Source organism: Olleya sp. UBA1516, from assembly GCF_002323495.1.
Lineage (GTDB): Bacteria > Bacteroidota > Bacteroidia > Flavobacteriales > Flavobacteriaceae > Olleya.
The window spans coordinates 14,200-28,920 of the sequence record NZ_DCQO01000003.1; the positions used below are offsets into that span (position 1 = coordinate 14,200).

The window sequence follows — 14,721 nt, forward strand, 5'->3', positions numbered from 1 at the left end:
TAAAAAATTACTTTTGCTTCACTAATATATTATACAAATTAAGATGAATATACCATCAGAATTAAAATACACAAAAGACCACGAGTGGATAAAAATAGAAGGTGATGTTGCAACTGTAGGCATTACAGATTTTGCTCAGGGAGAATTAGGTGATATTGTTTATGTAGAGGTTGAAACTGTAGACGAAACTCTAGATGCAGAAGAGGTGTTTGGTACAGTTGAGGCTGTAAAAACCGTTTCAGACTTATTTTTACCATTATCTGGTGAAATCATTGAGTTCAACGAAAACTTAGAAGATGAGCCAGAAAAGGTTAATACAGATCCTTATGGTGAAGGTTGGATGATTAAATTAAAATTTTCTGATGCGTCTCAAGTGGACGACTTGCTATCTGCTGAAGATTATAAAGCCCTTATAAGTGCTTAGAAAATTGCTATTGCCAGCTACTGTTATCTATACTTTGGCACTGGTTGTAGTAACTTTTATAAATTTGAATGGTGTACCTAGTTTAGGATCATCATTTGATGATAAAATTTATCATTTTATAGCTTACGCTGGTTTAGCAGGTTTATGGATAACGTATTCTAAATCAATTCAAAAAGAACATAAACTGTGGGTTGTATTTGTCATTATTATTTTGTTTGGAGTTTTGTTAGAAGTTTTGCAACATCAACTTAATGAAAACAGAACTTATGACACATACGATTTGCTAGCAAATTGTTTTGGGGTTATAATTGGCACGTTAATTGCTGCTAGAGTAGATATAATAAAGTTAAAATAAAAAGAAGTTTTGCTTTTTTTCTTATTATTTAATTAAATTAGCAACTCTATAAAAGAAATTTCAATATGGAACCTAAAAAGAATCCAAAATCAGATGTAAGTAGAAACAGCTCATTGTATTTTGCTGTTGGATTAGCGTTAATGCTTGGTGTTACTTACATGGCAATAAATTACAAAACTTACGACAAGGAAGATATAGTTGCTGATACACTTAATCTTGATGATGAGTTTGAAGAAGAAGCAATTGTAACGGAGCAAGTTGTCACACCACCACCTCCACCACCTCCACCACCAGCTGCGCCTGAAGTTATTGAGGTTGTAGAAGATGAAGTTGAAGTAGAAGAAACAGTAATTGAATCTACTGAAACCGAAATGGAAACTGAGGTTGCTGAGGTAGAAGAAGTTGTAGTAGAAGAAGTAGAGGAAGATATTGAGGTGCCTTTCCACGTTATTGAAAATGTTGCGGTTTTTCCAGGATGTGAAAACGAAAAAGGAAATGCAGCTAAGAAAGAATGTATGAATGATAAAGTAAATAAATTCATTCAGAGAAAATTTAATACAGATTTAGCCCAAGACTTAGGTTTATCTCCAGGTAAGAAAAGAATCTTCTGTAGATTTAAGGTTGATAAGAATGGAAATATTACGGCTATTCAAACACGTGGACCTCACCCTTCTTTAGAAAAAGAAGCGCAAAAGGTGCTTTCACAATTACCTAAAATGAAACCAGGGAAACAAAGAGGTAAAGCGGTTGTAATGCCATTCTCAATTCCAATTGTATTCCAAGTAAATGATTAAGTAGATAAACACTTAACTGTTAATATAAAAATCCCGTTCAAAATTAATTGGACGGGATTTTCTTTTTGGTATGCTTATTGTGACTTTATCATAATATTAACATTTTAAATAATACGTATTATGAAAAATTCTAAAAAGAATCTCAATACTGCTGGTCAGAGCACTACTGAGGCAAAGAAATCACACAAGCATGATGCAAATTTACAAAAAAACTCAACCCTATATTTCCAAATAGGGTTGATTCTTTGTTTGTTGGCAACGTATGGACTGTTTGAAATGCAGTTTCAAGAAAAAAAGGTAACGATTGACTCTGTAGAAATAAACGATGTTGCGACTATAGATGTAGCACCAGATTATCGGTTAGAGCAACCTGTAGAGAAAAATGAGCCTAAGGTAGAGCGAAGCAGTGAGCTGAGAGATACTTACAAAGAGGTAGAGAACCACACACCAGATTTAGAACAGGAAATTTTTACACCAGATGATCCTAAACCAACAACAGAGCCTGTTAAGCCGAGTGATATTAACGTTGTTGAAGAGCCAATAGATCTTCCACCTGTTGATTTTGTAAAAGTTGAAGTAGTGCCTGTTTATCCTGGCTGCGAAAAAAAGAAAACCAACGAGGATAGAAAAAAATGTATGTCTGATAAAATAACCAAGTTAGTTAGTAAAAGGTTTAATACCGATGTTGCTAGTGATTATGGCATATCTGGTTTACAAAGAATACAAACCCAATTTACTGTAGACAAAAACGGTAACATTACAGATGTAAAAATTAGAACACCTCACCCAGTTTTAGAAAAAGAAGCAAAGCGAGTTATTGATAAGATACCGAGTATGACACCAGGTTATCAGCAAAATAAGCCAGTTGGTGTAATTTATAATTTACCAATTAAGTTTATGGTAAAAAATTAATATTAAGTAATTATAAATTAAACATAACCGTTACTATTTGGTAGCGGTTTTTGTTTTATGGTTACTAAAAAAAATAAGTATCTTTCGAGCACTAAATAATTAGGTTTGTTTTTATGAAGCATATTTGGCTTGTTACTGTTTTGTTAGTTTCTTTTTTTGGTAATGCTCAAACGCTTTCTACCTACGAAAAACCACCTGTGTTTAGTGAGTGTGATTCGCTTGCTGTAAATCAATTAAAATCGTGTTTCAATTTTACATTAAATAGCTTTATCTACGATAATTTTAAAACGCCAGAAATTGTTTCTGAAGAAGATTACAATGGCGATATTCAGGTGTTGTTTGAAGTTGATAAAGAAGGAGGATTCAAGGTTATTTATGTAGATGCCATCTATGATGAGCTAAAGGAAGAAAGTAGACGTGTTTTTGATGCTTTACCACAAATAAAGCCAGCAACATATAACGGCAAGGCGACTTTTGTTCAATATAGCTTAAATATTGCTATTCCATTAGTAAAGCCTGTAGAAGAAATAATAAAAGATGAAGACGAACTTTCAAACACTGTCAATCTAAAAAATAGAGATAGCTTAAACGCAACCTTGTCAGATGAGTTTGATAACATAAATAAAAGCCTAAAACCTTACGAAGGATTAGAATATAGTAGCCAGTTAAACATACCATTCACACATTCTTATTACTCACGTTTTGATGATGAGATGAATGCCATAGGTACTAATAGTCATACCGCAGCAAAGCCCTTTATTCAAGCTGATGTTGCAAAATATTATGATATTAAAGCTGAAAAGGAAAGTTTAGCAAAAGAAACAGATAGCTGGTTTGGTAGAAAGCTATACAATGAGCATTTGGTGCAAGTTCAAGGTAAAGATTACTGGTTTACGGTAGACCCAATTGTAGATTTACAGCTAGGAGGTGAAACCGAAGGAGATGATGGCACTTGGAATAATACCAGAGGTGTCTATATTCAAGCAGGATTAGGTAAGCGTTTAAATTTATCAACTTCGGTATACGAAAGTCAGGGAAGATTTGCAGACTATTTTAACACCTATGCAGAAAGTTTAAAAGCCTTTGGTCCAGACCCAGCAGTAATTCCTGGTCGTGGTATCGCTAAACGTTTTAAAGAGAATTCGTATGATTATCCTGTGGCAGAAGCATATTTATCCTACACTCCTGCCGATTTTTTAAACATTCAATTCGGTCATGGTAAAAATTTTATAGGTGATGGTTACCGTTCGTTATTTCAAAGTGATGTGGCAAGCCCTTATCCTTTTTTAAAATTGAATACCAGCTTTTGGAAGATAAAATACACAAGTACATGGATGTGGCTTAAGGATGTAAGACCAGAAGTAGTAGTTGATGATGCTTTTTTAACCAAGTATATGGCAAATCATTATTTGAGTTGGAATGTGTCAAAGAGACTTAATATAGGTTTGTTTGAGTCTGTAATGTGGGCAGATACAAATGGCAGAGGTTTTGATGTGAATTATCTAAATCCTATAATTTTCTTTAGAGCTATTGAATTTCAAACAGGACAAGGTGCAGGAAATGCCATTTTGGGACTTAGTGCAAAATACAAATGGAATAATAAGGTGAATCTCTATGGGCAATTCATTCTAGATGAATTTTCTTTAAGTGATGTCACAGGTGGAAATAAAAGCTGGAAAAATAAGTTCGGCTTTCAGTTAGGTGCTAAATATTTTAATGCGTTTAAGGTCGATAATTTACTATTGCAAGCAGAATATAATCAGGTGCGCCCTTATACCTATTCTCACAATACTCAGATTTTAAATTACGGACATTTTAATCAACCCATGGCACATCTTTGGGGAGCTAATTTTAGAGAGTTGGTGCTAATAGGTCGTTATAATTATAAGCGTTGGTTTGCAGACACTAAGTTAATCATTGGGCAAAGAGGTTTTGATTTTAATATTGAAGAAGATAGCTTTTCATATGGTGGCGATATTTATAGAGATTACAACGATCGTAATTCGGATACTGGTATAACTATTGGACAAGGGAATAAAACCAATAGTTTTATGTGGGAACATCAAATGGGTTACCTGCTTAATCCTGAAACCAACTTAAAAGTATTTGCAAATATTATTTATCGAGATTTTAATCCTGAAGCGATTACTTCATCAACCGCAGATTCAAATACACTTTGGTTTAGCTTAGGGATACGAACAGATCTTTTTAATTGGTATAACGATTTTTAAAAAAAACCTAGCTTTTATTAAAGTTTTCTATTGCGTTGGTGGAAACCTTTTTTCAAAGTATCTTTGCGCTCACTAAGAATAGGACAATCATCAAGAATTGAGTAGTAGTACAAAATCTTCGGTATCAAAAACTTCTGCTATCACAGATTTTAAGGAAATCACAAAAATGGGATTATCCATAAGTGTGGTGTTTTCTGCGCTTGCGGGTTACTTATTGGGCGCTGAGACTATAAATTATACATCGCTTATTCTTTTGGCATTAGGAGGATACTTTATGGTAGGTGCATCAAATGCATATAACCAAATTATTGAGCGCGATCTAGATGCTTTAATGGATAGGACAAAAAACAGACCTATTCCTGCTGGGCGTATGTCTGTTAATACAGCATTTATAATAGCGACTACTTTTACCATTCTAGGTATAATAACGCTATATAATATCAATCCAAAAACAGCAATGTGGGGAGCAATCTCCATTTTTTTATATACAAGTGTCTATACTCCTTTAAAAACCAAAACACCGTTGTCTGTTTTTGTAGGTGCGTTGCCTGGAGCCATCCCTTTTATGTTGGGTTGGGTAGCGGCTCGTGGTGAGTTTGGTATTGAGCCAGGAACGTTATTCGCTATTCAGTTCTTTTGGCAATTTCCTCATTTTTGGTCTATCGGTTGGTTTTTGTATGATGATTACGAAAAAGGTGGCTTCTTTATGTTGCCAACAGGAAAAAGAGATAAAGGTACAGCAGTGCAGATTATTATGTATAGTGTTTGGACAGTTTTGGTGTCTATAATCCCTGTGTTTGGATTTACAGGAGATTTAAAATTATCAATCGTTGGTGCTGTATTGGTATTTTTATTAGGAATGGTAATGCTGGTTTTTGCACTAAGACTTTTTAAACAACGAACCGTGAAGGCTGCTAAACAGTTAATGCTGTCTAGCGTTTTTTATATCACTATGTTGCAAATTATATATGTAGCAGATAAATTTTTAAGATAGATGGATTTAACAGAAGGAACACTACAGGAAAAAACAGCCAGATCAAAAAAAATGATGCTTTGGTTTGGTATAGGTTCTTTAATAATGTCATTTTCGGCATTAATAAGTGCTTTTATTGTAAGTTCTAAACAGCGAAGAGATAAAGATTGGTTAAACAGTTATGATTTGCCAAATGCATTTTACATAAGTGTTGCCATTATATTGTTGAGCAGTTTAACCTTTGTTTTAGCAAAAAAGGCTTTAAAACAAAAAAACAGACAGATGACTAGCGTTTGGTTGTTTGTAACATTGGCTTTAGGAATTGCTTTTATTTTTAGTCAGCTAGAAGGATTTAACCAAATTATACAAACAGGATATAACTTTACAGGGCCAACGAGTAATATCACTATGTCATATATCTATTTGATTGCTGTGGTGCATATATTGCACGTTATAGCTGGCTTAATTTGTATAGTTGTTGTTATTTATAATCATTTTAAACAAAAGTACAATGCCAACAATATGTTGGGATTAGAACTGGCGGCTAATTTCTGGCATTTCATAGACCTGCTTTGGCTTGTGCTGTTTTTGTTTTTATATTTTTTTAGAGACATAATTTGATTATTTTTGTCCAATCTTAAAATTTAATTAATTTCTATGGATTCTACAGTAGCAAGTACTGGCACAGAAGGAAAAACTTGGGAAGGAGGAAATAAACCTCTAAAAGCAAGTTATGGTAAGATGATGATGTGGTTTTTTATCGTTTCTGATGCATTAACATTTTCAGGTTTCTTAGCAGCTTATGGCTTTTCTAGATTTAAGTTTATCAAAGAATGGCCAATTGCAGATGAGGTGTTCACACACGTTCCTTTCTTACACGGACAAGAATTACCAATGATTTACGTTGCCTTTATGACGTTCATCCTTATTATGTCTTCTGTAACTATGGTATTAGCCGTAGATGCAGGTCATCATATGAATAAAGCCAAGGTAACATTATACATGTTCCTAACCATAATAGGTGGTTTAATATTCGTTGGGTCTCAAGCTTGGGAATGGGCAACATTCATTCAAGGAGATTATGGTGCAGTACAAACTAATGGTGGTAATATTCTACAATTTGGTGAGTATGTAACTGTAGATGGAAAAGAAAAATTCAAAAGAATTTCTATTGATGAGTTTGCTGCTGTAGAAGCAGGAGCAAGAGCACAACACGAGCGTAAAAATGGCTTGTGGTTTGTTACTGAAGAATCACTACCTCCATACTCGGTAAATGAAATTTATAACGGTCTTGCTGCAAATGAAAATATTTTAGTAAGAACGCAGTTGATAAATGATAAAGGAGAAAAAACAGTGCTTTCTAGAGAAGAGTCTCTTAAGCAAATTAAAGAAAACGGAAAATTAGTAGTAAAAGGTGCAAACCTAAAAGTAAATGAATATGGTACGTCGCTTTTCGCAGACTTTTTCTTCTTCATTACAGGTTTTCACGGATTCCACGTTTTTTCAGGTGTGGTAATCAATATCATTATTTTCTTTAATGTGGTTTTAGGAACTTACGAAAGAAGAGGAAGCTACGAAATGGTAGAAAAAGTAGGTCTTTATTGGCACTTTGTCGATTTAGTTTGGGTATTTGTATTCACATTCTTCTACTTAGTTTAAAACAGAATTAGATAATAAATTATGGCACACGAACATAAATTAGAGATATTTAGAGGACGTTGGAAATTTAAATCTAACACACAAAAAATTTGGGGTGTATTAGCATTCTTAACATTTGTAACTGCTATAGAAGTTATTCTTGGTATATACAAACCAGAATTTTTAATGCATACTTGGATTAGTCCATTAGAAGGTGGTTTTTTTGCTACTATTGGTAATATTATTTTATCACCACTTGTTTTTATTAAGCCTTTAAACTTAATATTTATCCTTCTAACCATTGTAAAAGCTTATTATATTACATGGGACTTCATGCACATGAGAGATGAAGTAAAAGCACTAAGACGTATGGTAGTGTGGACTGCTGTTTTCTTAATCTGCTATTTAATATTCATCTTACTTCAAGAAGGTGGTTATGTGTTTGGTGTATATAATGCAGATGATGCTTTAATTACAAGAGATTTTTAAACTCAAAATATTGAGTTAAATGATATTAAAAGGTGGTTTTTCTAAACCGCCTTTTTTATTTTTGCATTATGAATTTAAGCAGTAGAAAACGCAACATAGTTTTAAGTATTTTATTCTTTTTGCCTGTGGCATTTATACTTGTAATGTTGCTTTCTAAGGATAATTATAATCCTTTAGATATAGTTAAAGAAGGTGTTTTAGAGTTACCTGCTAATAAAGATAACATTCAGCTAAAAGATCATATCACAATTCTTTCGTTTTTAGGTAAGAAGCCTATGGAAAATTCCACAACGGCTTTCAACCTTAAAGAGCTGGTGTATGATAAGAGTAAGGGATTCAAAACGTTTCAAGTAGCAGTGTTGTTACCGCATAGTGCAAAACCTGAGGCAGAAGCACTGCTGAAGGAAATTAGATCTTATGAAGATTTACGATTTTGGCACTTGGTATATATGGATGAGTCCGATATTGAAAGAATATATAATAGTTTAAAACCTGAGGTAAAGTTAGATGATAACCTTGCTACAAGTATGGTTTTTATAATTGATAGAGATTTAAACCAACGAGGTAGACTAGACGACAGAACAGAAAAGGAGATTGAATCGAATAAACCCATTTATAGCCTATACAGCTATGACTGTGTAGAAGTAGCAGAGTTAAAAAACAAAATGGCAGCAGAAGATATGCGTGTGCTGTTTAAAGAATACCGAGATAAACGTAAGGGTAATTTTGACGATTCTAGCCAAAGAAGAAGTAAAGATTTAAAACAAAACAATGAGTAAAAAAGCCAATTATTCATACGTAGGCATTGCATTTATCATTTTAGTTTTTGGTATCATTTTTATACCAAAGATTATAAATAGAATAACCAATGGCGATATTACAAGAGACGAAAGCCGAAGCGAAAATGTTTCTAATAATACAAAAGGAACAAAAAGTGATTTAGCTTATCTAACAATAGGTGACGAGCCAAAAAAGATTCCAGCGTTTAGTTTTACAGACCAAAATGGAAATACCATCACCAACGAAGATTATTTAGGTAAAGTGTATGTTATAGAATTTTTCTTTACAACATGCCCAACAATTTGTCCAATAATGAATCGTAACTTGGTAAATGTACAAGACCACTTTAAAGATTTTAAAGATTTTGGTGTAGCTTCATTTACTATAAATCCAGAAGTTGATACTCCTGAAGTATTAAAAGCTTACTCAGAAACTTACGGAATAACAAATCCCAATTGGCATTTAATGACAGGCAATGAAGAAGCTATTTATAAATTGGCTAACGAAGGCTTTAATTTATATACAGCAAAAGACGAAACTGTTGAAGGAGGTTTTGAGCACTCTGGTAATTTTGCTTTAATAGATAAAGAAGGTTATATACGCTCTAGAAGAGATAATTTCGGAAATCCGTTGATATTTTATAACGGTTTAATTTCTGAATCTGAGGGAGTTGATGATGATGGAATTCCTCAGGAGATAACAATTTTAAAAGAAGATATTGCTAAACTATTGAAAGAATAATATGAGTACTGTTGATTTAGAAAAAGAAAAGAAATATAACAAATGGATTGTTGTATTATCAGTAGTAATTCCTGTTGCTGTAGCAGCACTCTTTGGTATTAATCTTCGAGAGCTAGGTTTTGATGTAGAGCCATTAACAATGCTTCCTCCCATTTATGCAGGTATCAATGGTTTAACAGCATTAGTCCTGATTGTAGCGGTAATTGCAATCAAAAACAAAAACAGAAAATTACACGAAAACCTAATGAAATTTGCCATTGCATTATCTGTTATGTTTTTAGTAATGTATGTAGCATATCATATGACCAGCGATTCAACAGAATTTGGAGGTGAAGGCGCTATAAAATACATCTACTACTTCATTCTCATAACGCACATTTTACTATCTGTTGTTATTATTCCGTTTGTATTGATAACGTATGTAAGAGCAATAACAAATAATATAGAACGTCATAAGAAAATAGCTAAAATTACGTTTCCATTATGGCTTTATGTTGCTGTAACAGGTGTTGTGGTATATTTTATGATTTCTCCTTATTATATTTAAAAATGAAACAAAAAGCCGTCTTTTTAATGTTTTCGTTGTTCTTTTTTATAAAGACAAATGCGCAATGTGCTATGTGTAGGGCAGTATTAGAAAGTGGTGATGATCAATCTGCTGCAGAAGGGATTAATGATGGTATTATGTTTTTAATGGCTGTGCCCTACATTCTAGTGGCTGTTATAGGCTTTTTTGTGTATAAGACGTTTAATAATTCTAAAAAGTCTAAAAAAACAGATTAAGAGTTGTAACAATTCTTTGTTTTTATAGTCTAAACCATAAGGTATATAGTTAAGTCTTAACAATTTGTTGGCACAAAAACCTTCTAGATTTTCTTAAACTTGTACGAGTTAACCAGCAGCTATGATTCAGATTAAAGATTTACATAAGTCTTACCACATGGGAAGCAATTCGCTTCATGTTTTAAAAGGAATTAATTTTAATGTAAAAGAAGGAGAACTTGTCTCAATTATGGGTTCTTCAGGGTCAGGCAAGTCCACTTTACTGAATATTTTGGGCATGTTAGACGAAGCAGATTCTGGCCAATACATTCTAGACGGTGTTCCTATCAAAAATCTCAACGAAAAAATAGCAGCAAAATATAGAAATGAGTTTTTAGGATTTATTTTTCAATCCTTTAATCTTATTAACTATAAGAGTGCTTTAGATAACGTTTCTATGCCACTTTATTACAAAGGTATAAAGCGAAAAGAACGCACAGATAAAGCAATGCACTATCTTGAAAAGGTGGGTTTAGCAGAATGGTCTCACCATTTGCCGAGTGAGTTGTCTGGTGGACAAAAACAGAGAGTTGCAATAGCTAGAGCGTTAGCAAGTGACCCTAAAGTGTTACTAGCAGATGAGCCTACAGGAGCTTTAGATACAAAAACCTCTTATGAGGTTATGGAGCTTATTCAAGGTATTAATGATGAAGGCAAAACAATCCTCATTGTTACTCACGAAGATGATATAGCCCACATGACAAAACGTATCGTTAATCTTAGGGATGGTGTAATTATAGACGATAGTATAGTGGAACAAGTAAGAGCATCAGCAAATGTTTGATTTAGAACGTTGGCAAGAAATATTCGAAACGCTACGAAAAAACAAACTTCGTACATTCTTAACCGGGCTCTCAGTAGCATCAGGAATATTCATTTTGGTCATTCTTTTGGGCTTTAGTAAAGGAATTGAAAATGGAGTAAAATCGCAATTTGAACAAGATGCAACTAATAGGATTTCTGTTTGGACAGGGGTAACGACTAAAGGATACAAAGGGCTTAATCCTGGTAGATATGTACAGCTTAAGAATTCAAGCTTCGAATCTGTAGAAAGAAAATACGACGACTATTTTGAATATAGAAGTAAGGATTACATGATTTGGGGTGGTACGGTTACCTATAAAAATGAATCTGGAAATTATAGAGTTAGAGGTACTTTACCCGATAATCAGTTCATTGAAAATGCAGATATAGGTTATGGACGCTTCGTTAGTCAATTAGACTTAGATGATAAAAAGAAAGTAGCTGTTATCGGAAATAAAATGAAAAAGGATTTATTTAAAGAAGAAGATCCTATTGATAAAAACATTCAAATTTTTGGAGTTAATTTTAAAGTTGTCGGTGTTTTTTATGATCCAGGTGGTGATAGAGAAGAAAGTCAGGTTTATATACCAGTAACAACTGCCCAACAAGTTTTTAATGCTGGTGATAATATCAGAAATATGTCATTTACTGTAAAAATGGCAAATAATTTTGATGAGGCTGTAGCACAGTCAAATGCAATTGCTCAGGGTATTGAAGCTCAAATAAAAGAACTTCACACCGTTGCACCTGATGATCAGAGTGCGGTACGTGTAAATAATACCTTAGAAGAAGCTCAAAAGATATATTCTCTAATAGCAACCATACAAGCTGTATTTTGGTTTGTTGGTATAGGAACTATCATAGCAGGTATAGTTGGTGTAGGAAACATCATGCTTATAATTGTAAAAGAGCGAACAAAAGAGATTGGTATAAGAAAGGCTTTAGGTGCTTTGCCGATGTCTATTGTAAGTATGATTCTACAAGAGGCGGTTTTTGTTACTATTTTCGCTGGCTTATTCGGATTGATTTTTGGGTTGGGCTTATTAGAATTGGTAGGCCCACAAATAGATAGCGATTTTATTAAATATCCGCAGGTAGATTTCAATATAGCATTAACAACCGTGTTTATATTAGTAATTGCAGGAGCTTTTGCTGGTTTTATACCAGCTTATAGAGCTGCAAAAATTAAACCAATTATTGCATTAAGAGACGAATAATATGTTTAACAGAGATCGTTGGAACGAAATATTAGAAGCACTAAATGCAAATAAGTTTAGAACTATTTTAACTGCATTTGGAGTCTTTTGGGGAATTACAATATTGGTATTGCTTTTGGCCTTAACTAATGGGTTAAAAAATGGTGTAACTGCTGATTTTGGTAATTTCGCAACAAACTCTATGTTTATGTGGACTCAAGGGACTTCTAAACCTTACAAAGGACTTCCTAAAGGGCGCTATTTTAATTACAAGTTAGACGACGTTGAAGCTATAAAATCAGAAATCCCTAATCTTAAATATGTCTCACCTAGAAACCAATTGGGAGGATTTAGAGGTGCAAATAATGTCATTAGAGGTACAAAAACAGGTGCTTTTGAAATTTATGGAGACTATCCTGAGTATATAAAACAACAACCTATGGATATTCTTCAAGGTCGTTTTATAAGTTACTCAGATATTCAAACAAAGCGAAAAATTTGTGTCATAGGTACAGGTGTTGTTAAAGGGTTGTATGACAAGGATGAAGATGTTCTTGGTACATACATTAAAATAAACGGTGTTAATTTTAAGGTTGTTGGTACATTTAAAATGAGCAATAGCCAAGGAGATGATGAGCAAGATGCCAGTACTATTTATATTCCATTTACAACATTTGCTCAGGCTTTTAATAGAGGTGAGAATGTTGGTTGGATGGCTATAACTGCGGTAGATGATGTGCCTATAACTTCAATTAAGCAGCAGGTTTTTGATTTAATGAAATTTAGACACAAAGTAGATCCTACAGACGAAAGGGCTATTGGTCATTTTGATTTATCCGAGCAATTCGGAAGAATAAGCGGTCTATTTTCAATATTAACAATAGTAGGATATTTTGTTGGAGCATTAGTTTTAATGTCTGGTATCATTGGTATTAATAATATCATGCTTATTGTTGTTAAAGAGCGAACAAAAGAGATTGGAGTAAGGCGTGCTTTAGGTGCAACACCATGGATGATTAAAGGACAGATTCTTCAAGAAAGTTTAGTACTCACAATTTTATCTGGAATGTTAGGAGTATCCTTTGCAGCCCTGGTCATATGGGTGTTAAATTACATATTAGATCAAGCAGGAGATGTAGAAAATTTTGCAAATCCAAGTGTTGGTATGCAGGTGGTGTTTACGGCACTATTTATATTGGTGGTTTCTGGTCTTTTGGCAGGGTTAATTCCCGCTAATAGAGCAACTAAAATGAAGCCAGTTGATGCCCTTAGAATAGAATAAAATAAAAAGATGTTTATCGATAAATAAATTATATATCAATCAGAGATGAAAAGAACAACAACAGTCATCGTATTAATTTTAATAGTAGTAGTATTTGGAGCTTCACTTTTTTATTTGTGGCAAAAAAATCAAGAAGATCCAATAACGTATACTTCAGAAAGTCCGGTTGAACAAACCATTGTGGTTAAAACTGTAGCTACAGGTAGTATAGTCCCAAAAGAAGAAGTATTAATAAAACCAAATATATCTGGTGTAGTAGATGAGGTTTTTGTTGAAGCTGGAGAATACGTAAAGCAAGGAGATTTAATAGCTCAGATAAGAGTAATACCTAACGTGTCAAATTTAACAAGTGCTAAAAATAGTATTTCGTCTAATCAAACATCTTTACAAACCGCTGAAATAAATTTTAAAACGCAAAAAGCAATTTACGATCGCCAAAAAGCATTATTTGATAAAGGTGTTATTTCTGCTAATGATTTTGATCAGGTAAATAACACATATTTGCAAGCTAAACAACAAGTAGAGCAGGCGAGGATAAATGTAACTCAGGCGCGCCAAAATTACGATATTATAAAAACAGGAACCACATCTGGTTTGGGTAATATAGCACAAACACAAGTTAGAGCAACGGTTTCAGGAATGGTTTTAGATGTTCCTGTAAAAGCTGGAAATCAAGTTATTGAAGCTAATAATTTTAATGAAGGAACATCAATAGCCTCGTTAGCAGATGTTACCAAAATGATTTTTGAAGGTAAAGTAGATGAAAGCGAAGTGGGAAAAATTAAAGAAGGATTACCTTTAGAAATTACTGTTGGTGCTATTGAAGACGATAAATTTGATGCGGTTTTAGATTACATCGCACCTAAAGGTGTAGAAGAAAATGGTGCCATTCAATTTGAAATTAAAGGTAGTCTTAAGACTGTAGATTCTACATTTATAAGAGCAGGTTTAAGTGCTAACGCTTCTATTATTTTAGACAAAGCCGAAAATGTATTAGCTATTAAAGAGGCTTTAGTGCAATATGATGAAAAGACTAAAGCACCTTTTGTAGAGGTTGAAGTAGGAGACCAAAAATTCGAAAGAAAAGAGGTTGAGTTAGGTATAAGTGACGGTATTTTTGTTGAGGTGAAAAGCGGAATAACTAAAAGTGATAAGATAAAAGTTTGGAATCAAGTACAAGGTGTTCCAAAGTATGCACAACAATAATTTTAACATTTTGTGTAACACTTTATAATTTATACAGACATATAGGCATTGTGAAATGAGTCAAGATAAATTTC

General features: G+C 33.4%; 17 protein-coding genes. All 17 read left to right on the forward strand.

Annotated elements, in window-relative coordinates; genetic code table 11:
* Positions 1-43 precede the first annotated feature (43 nt).
* The 17 genes from gcvH to B2989_RS00580 all read left to right on the forward strand — a co-directional run bounded on the left by gcvH (position 44) and on the right by B2989_RS00580 (position 14,647).
* Entirely contained in the window at positions 44-424 is a 381-nt protein-coding gene (gcvH, locus tag B2989_RS00500; RefSeq protein ID WP_243473114.1) for a glycine cleavage system protein GcvH, read from the forward strand.
* Complete coding sequence (locus B2989_RS00505; protein ID WP_292942531.1) at positions 417-779, forward strand: VanZ family protein; 363 nt, start codon at positions 417-419, stop codon at positions 777-779. The genes gcvH and B2989_RS00505 overlap by 8 nt, the downstream gene beginning before the upstream one ends.
* A gap of 65 nt (positions 780-844) precedes the next feature.
* Positions 845-1,573, forward strand: coding sequence for an energy transducer TonB (locus B2989_RS00510; RefSeq protein WP_243473112.1), 729 nt, complete (start codon positions 845-847; stop codon positions 1,571-1,573).
* A 276-nt stretch (positions 1,574-1,849) separates the two neighbouring features.
* On the forward strand, positions 1,850-2,485 hold the full coding sequence (locus B2989_RS00515; protein WP_292942535.1) for an energy transducer TonB: 636 nt from the start codon (positions 1,850-1,852) through the stop codon (positions 2,483-2,485).
* Between the two features lie 113 nt (positions 2,486-2,598).
* Complete coding sequence (locus tag B2989_RS00520; RefSeq protein WP_292942538.1) at positions 2,599-4,716, forward strand: gliding motility protein RemB; 2,118 nt, start codon at positions 2,599-2,601, stop codon at positions 4,714-4,716.
* Positions 4,717-4,813: 97 nt separating this feature from the next.
* Positions 4,814-5,710, forward strand: a complete 897-nt coding sequence (gene cyoE, locus B2989_RS00525; protein WP_292942540.1) for a heme o synthase — start codon at positions 4,814-4,816, stop codon at positions 5,708-5,710.
* Positions 5,711-6,310 carry a cytochrome c oxidase subunit 3 gene (locus tag B2989_RS00530; protein WP_292942542.1) on the forward strand — a complete coding sequence of 200 codons (600 nt, stop codon included), beginning with the start codon at positions 5,711-5,713 and terminating at the stop codon, positions 6,308-6,310.
* Between the two features lie 36 nt (positions 6,311-6,346).
* Positions 6,347-7,348 carry a cytochrome c oxidase subunit 3 gene (locus B2989_RS00535; protein ID WP_292942544.1) on the forward strand — a complete coding sequence of 334 codons (1,002 nt, stop codon included), beginning with the start codon at positions 6,347-6,349 and terminating at the stop codon, positions 7,346-7,348.
* Between the two features lie 21 nt (positions 7,349-7,369).
* Positions 7,370-7,816: a cytochrome C oxidase subunit IV family protein gene (locus B2989_RS00540; protein WP_243473107.1), complete on the forward strand. Its 447-nt coding sequence runs from the start codon at positions 7,370-7,372 to the stop codon at positions 7,814-7,816.
* Positions 7,817-7,884: 68 nt separating this feature from the next.
* Positions 7,885-8,595, forward strand: coding sequence for a hypothetical protein (locus B2989_RS00545; RefSeq protein ID WP_292942547.1), 711 nt, complete (start codon positions 7,885-7,887; stop codon positions 8,593-8,595).
* Positions 8,588-9,337, forward strand: a complete 750-nt coding sequence (locus tag B2989_RS00550; RefSeq protein ID WP_243473105.1) for an SCO family protein — start codon at positions 8,588-8,590, stop codon at positions 9,335-9,337. Before B2989_RS00545 ends, B2989_RS00550 begins: the two co-directional genes overlap by 8 nt.
* A gap of 1 nt (position 9,338) precedes the next feature.
* Complete coding sequence (locus B2989_RS00555; RefSeq protein WP_292942550.1) at positions 9,339-9,884, forward strand: DUF420 domain-containing protein; 546 nt, start codon at positions 9,339-9,341, stop codon at positions 9,882-9,884.
* A gap of 2 nt (positions 9,885-9,886) precedes the next feature.
* Positions 9,887-10,120, forward strand: coding sequence for a hypothetical protein (locus B2989_RS00560; RefSeq protein WP_292942552.1), 234 nt, complete (start codon positions 9,887-9,889; stop codon positions 10,118-10,120).
* A 121-nt stretch (positions 10,121-10,241) separates the two neighbouring features.
* A complete protein-coding gene (locus tag B2989_RS00565) occupies positions 10,242-10,943 on the forward strand; it encodes an ABC transporter ATP-binding protein (protein ID WP_243473102.1) in 702 nt (233 codons plus the stop codon).
* Positions 10,936-12,180 (forward strand): ABC transporter permease, encoded by a 1,245-nt coding sequence (locus B2989_RS00570; RefSeq protein WP_243473101.1) that lies wholly within the window; start codon positions 10,936-10,938, stop codon positions 12,178-12,180. The genes B2989_RS00565 and B2989_RS00570 overlap by 8 nt, the downstream gene beginning before the upstream one ends.
* Before the next feature lies 1 nt (position 12,181).
* Positions 12,182-13,441 (forward strand): ABC transporter permease, encoded by a 1,260-nt coding sequence (locus B2989_RS00575; protein WP_243473100.1) that lies wholly within the window; start codon positions 12,182-12,184, stop codon positions 13,439-13,441.
* 45 nt (positions 13,442-13,486) lie between these two features.
* Positions 13,487-14,647, forward strand: coding sequence for an efflux RND transporter periplasmic adaptor subunit (locus tag B2989_RS00580; RefSeq protein WP_243473099.1), 1,161 nt, complete (start codon positions 13,487-13,489; stop codon positions 14,645-14,647).
* Positions 14,648-14,721: the final 74 nt, after the last annotated feature.

What these genes read in the sequence shown, in the direction of transcription:
- gcvH (WP_243473114.1), top strand. Translation starts at nt 44, where the DNA reads ATGAATATACCATCAGAATTAAAATACACAAAAGACCACGAGTGGATA.
- B2989_RS00510 (WP_243473112.1), top strand. Translation starts at nt 845, where the DNA reads ATGGAACCTAAAAAGAATCCAAAATCAGATGTAAGTAGAAACAGCTCA.
- B2989_RS00515 (WP_292942535.1), top strand. Translation starts at nt 1,850, where the DNA reads ATGCAGTTTCAAGAAAAAAAGGTAACGATTGACTCTGTAGAAATAAAC.
- B2989_RS00520 (WP_292942538.1), top strand. Translation starts at nt 2,599, where the DNA reads ATGAAGCATATTTGGCTTGTTACTGTTTTGTTAGTTTCTTTTTTTGGT.
- B2989_RS00530 (WP_292942542.1), top strand. Translation starts at nt 5,711, where the DNA reads ATGGATTTAACAGAAGGAACACTACAGGAAAAAACAGCCAGATCAAAA.
- B2989_RS00535 (WP_292942544.1), top strand. Translation starts at nt 6,347, where the DNA reads ATGGATTCTACAGTAGCAAGTACTGGCACAGAAGGAAAAACTTGGGAA.
- B2989_RS00540 (WP_243473107.1), top strand. Translation starts at nt 7,370, where the DNA reads ATGGCACACGAACATAAATTAGAGATATTTAGAGGACGTTGGAAATTT.
- B2989_RS00545 (WP_292942547.1), top strand. Translation starts at nt 7,885, where the DNA reads ATGAATTTAAGCAGTAGAAAACGCAACATAGTTTTAAGTATTTTATTC.
- B2989_RS00550 (WP_243473105.1), top strand. Translation starts at nt 8,588, where the DNA reads ATGAGTAAAAAAGCCAATTATTCATACGTAGGCATTGCATTTATCATT.
- B2989_RS00555 (WP_292942550.1), top strand. Translation starts at nt 9,339, where the DNA reads ATGAGTACTGTTGATTTAGAAAAAGAAAAGAAATATAACAAATGGATT.
- B2989_RS00560 (WP_292942552.1), top strand. Translation starts at nt 9,887, where the DNA reads ATGAAACAAAAAGCCGTCTTTTTAATGTTTTCGTTGTTCTTTTTTATA.
- B2989_RS00565 (WP_243473102.1), top strand. Translation starts at nt 10,242, where the DNA reads ATGATTCAGATTAAAGATTTACATAAGTCTTACCACATGGGAAGCAAT.
- B2989_RS00570 (WP_243473101.1), top strand. Translation starts at nt 10,936, where the DNA reads ATGTTTGATTTAGAACGTTGGCAAGAAATATTCGAAACGCTACGAAAA.
- B2989_RS00575 (WP_243473100.1), top strand. Translation starts at nt 12,182, where the DNA reads ATGTTTAACAGAGATCGTTGGAACGAAATATTAGAAGCACTAAATGCA.
- B2989_RS00580 (WP_243473099.1), top strand. Translation starts at nt 13,487, where the DNA reads ATGAAAAGAACAACAACAGTCATCGTATTAATTTTAATAGTAGTAGTA.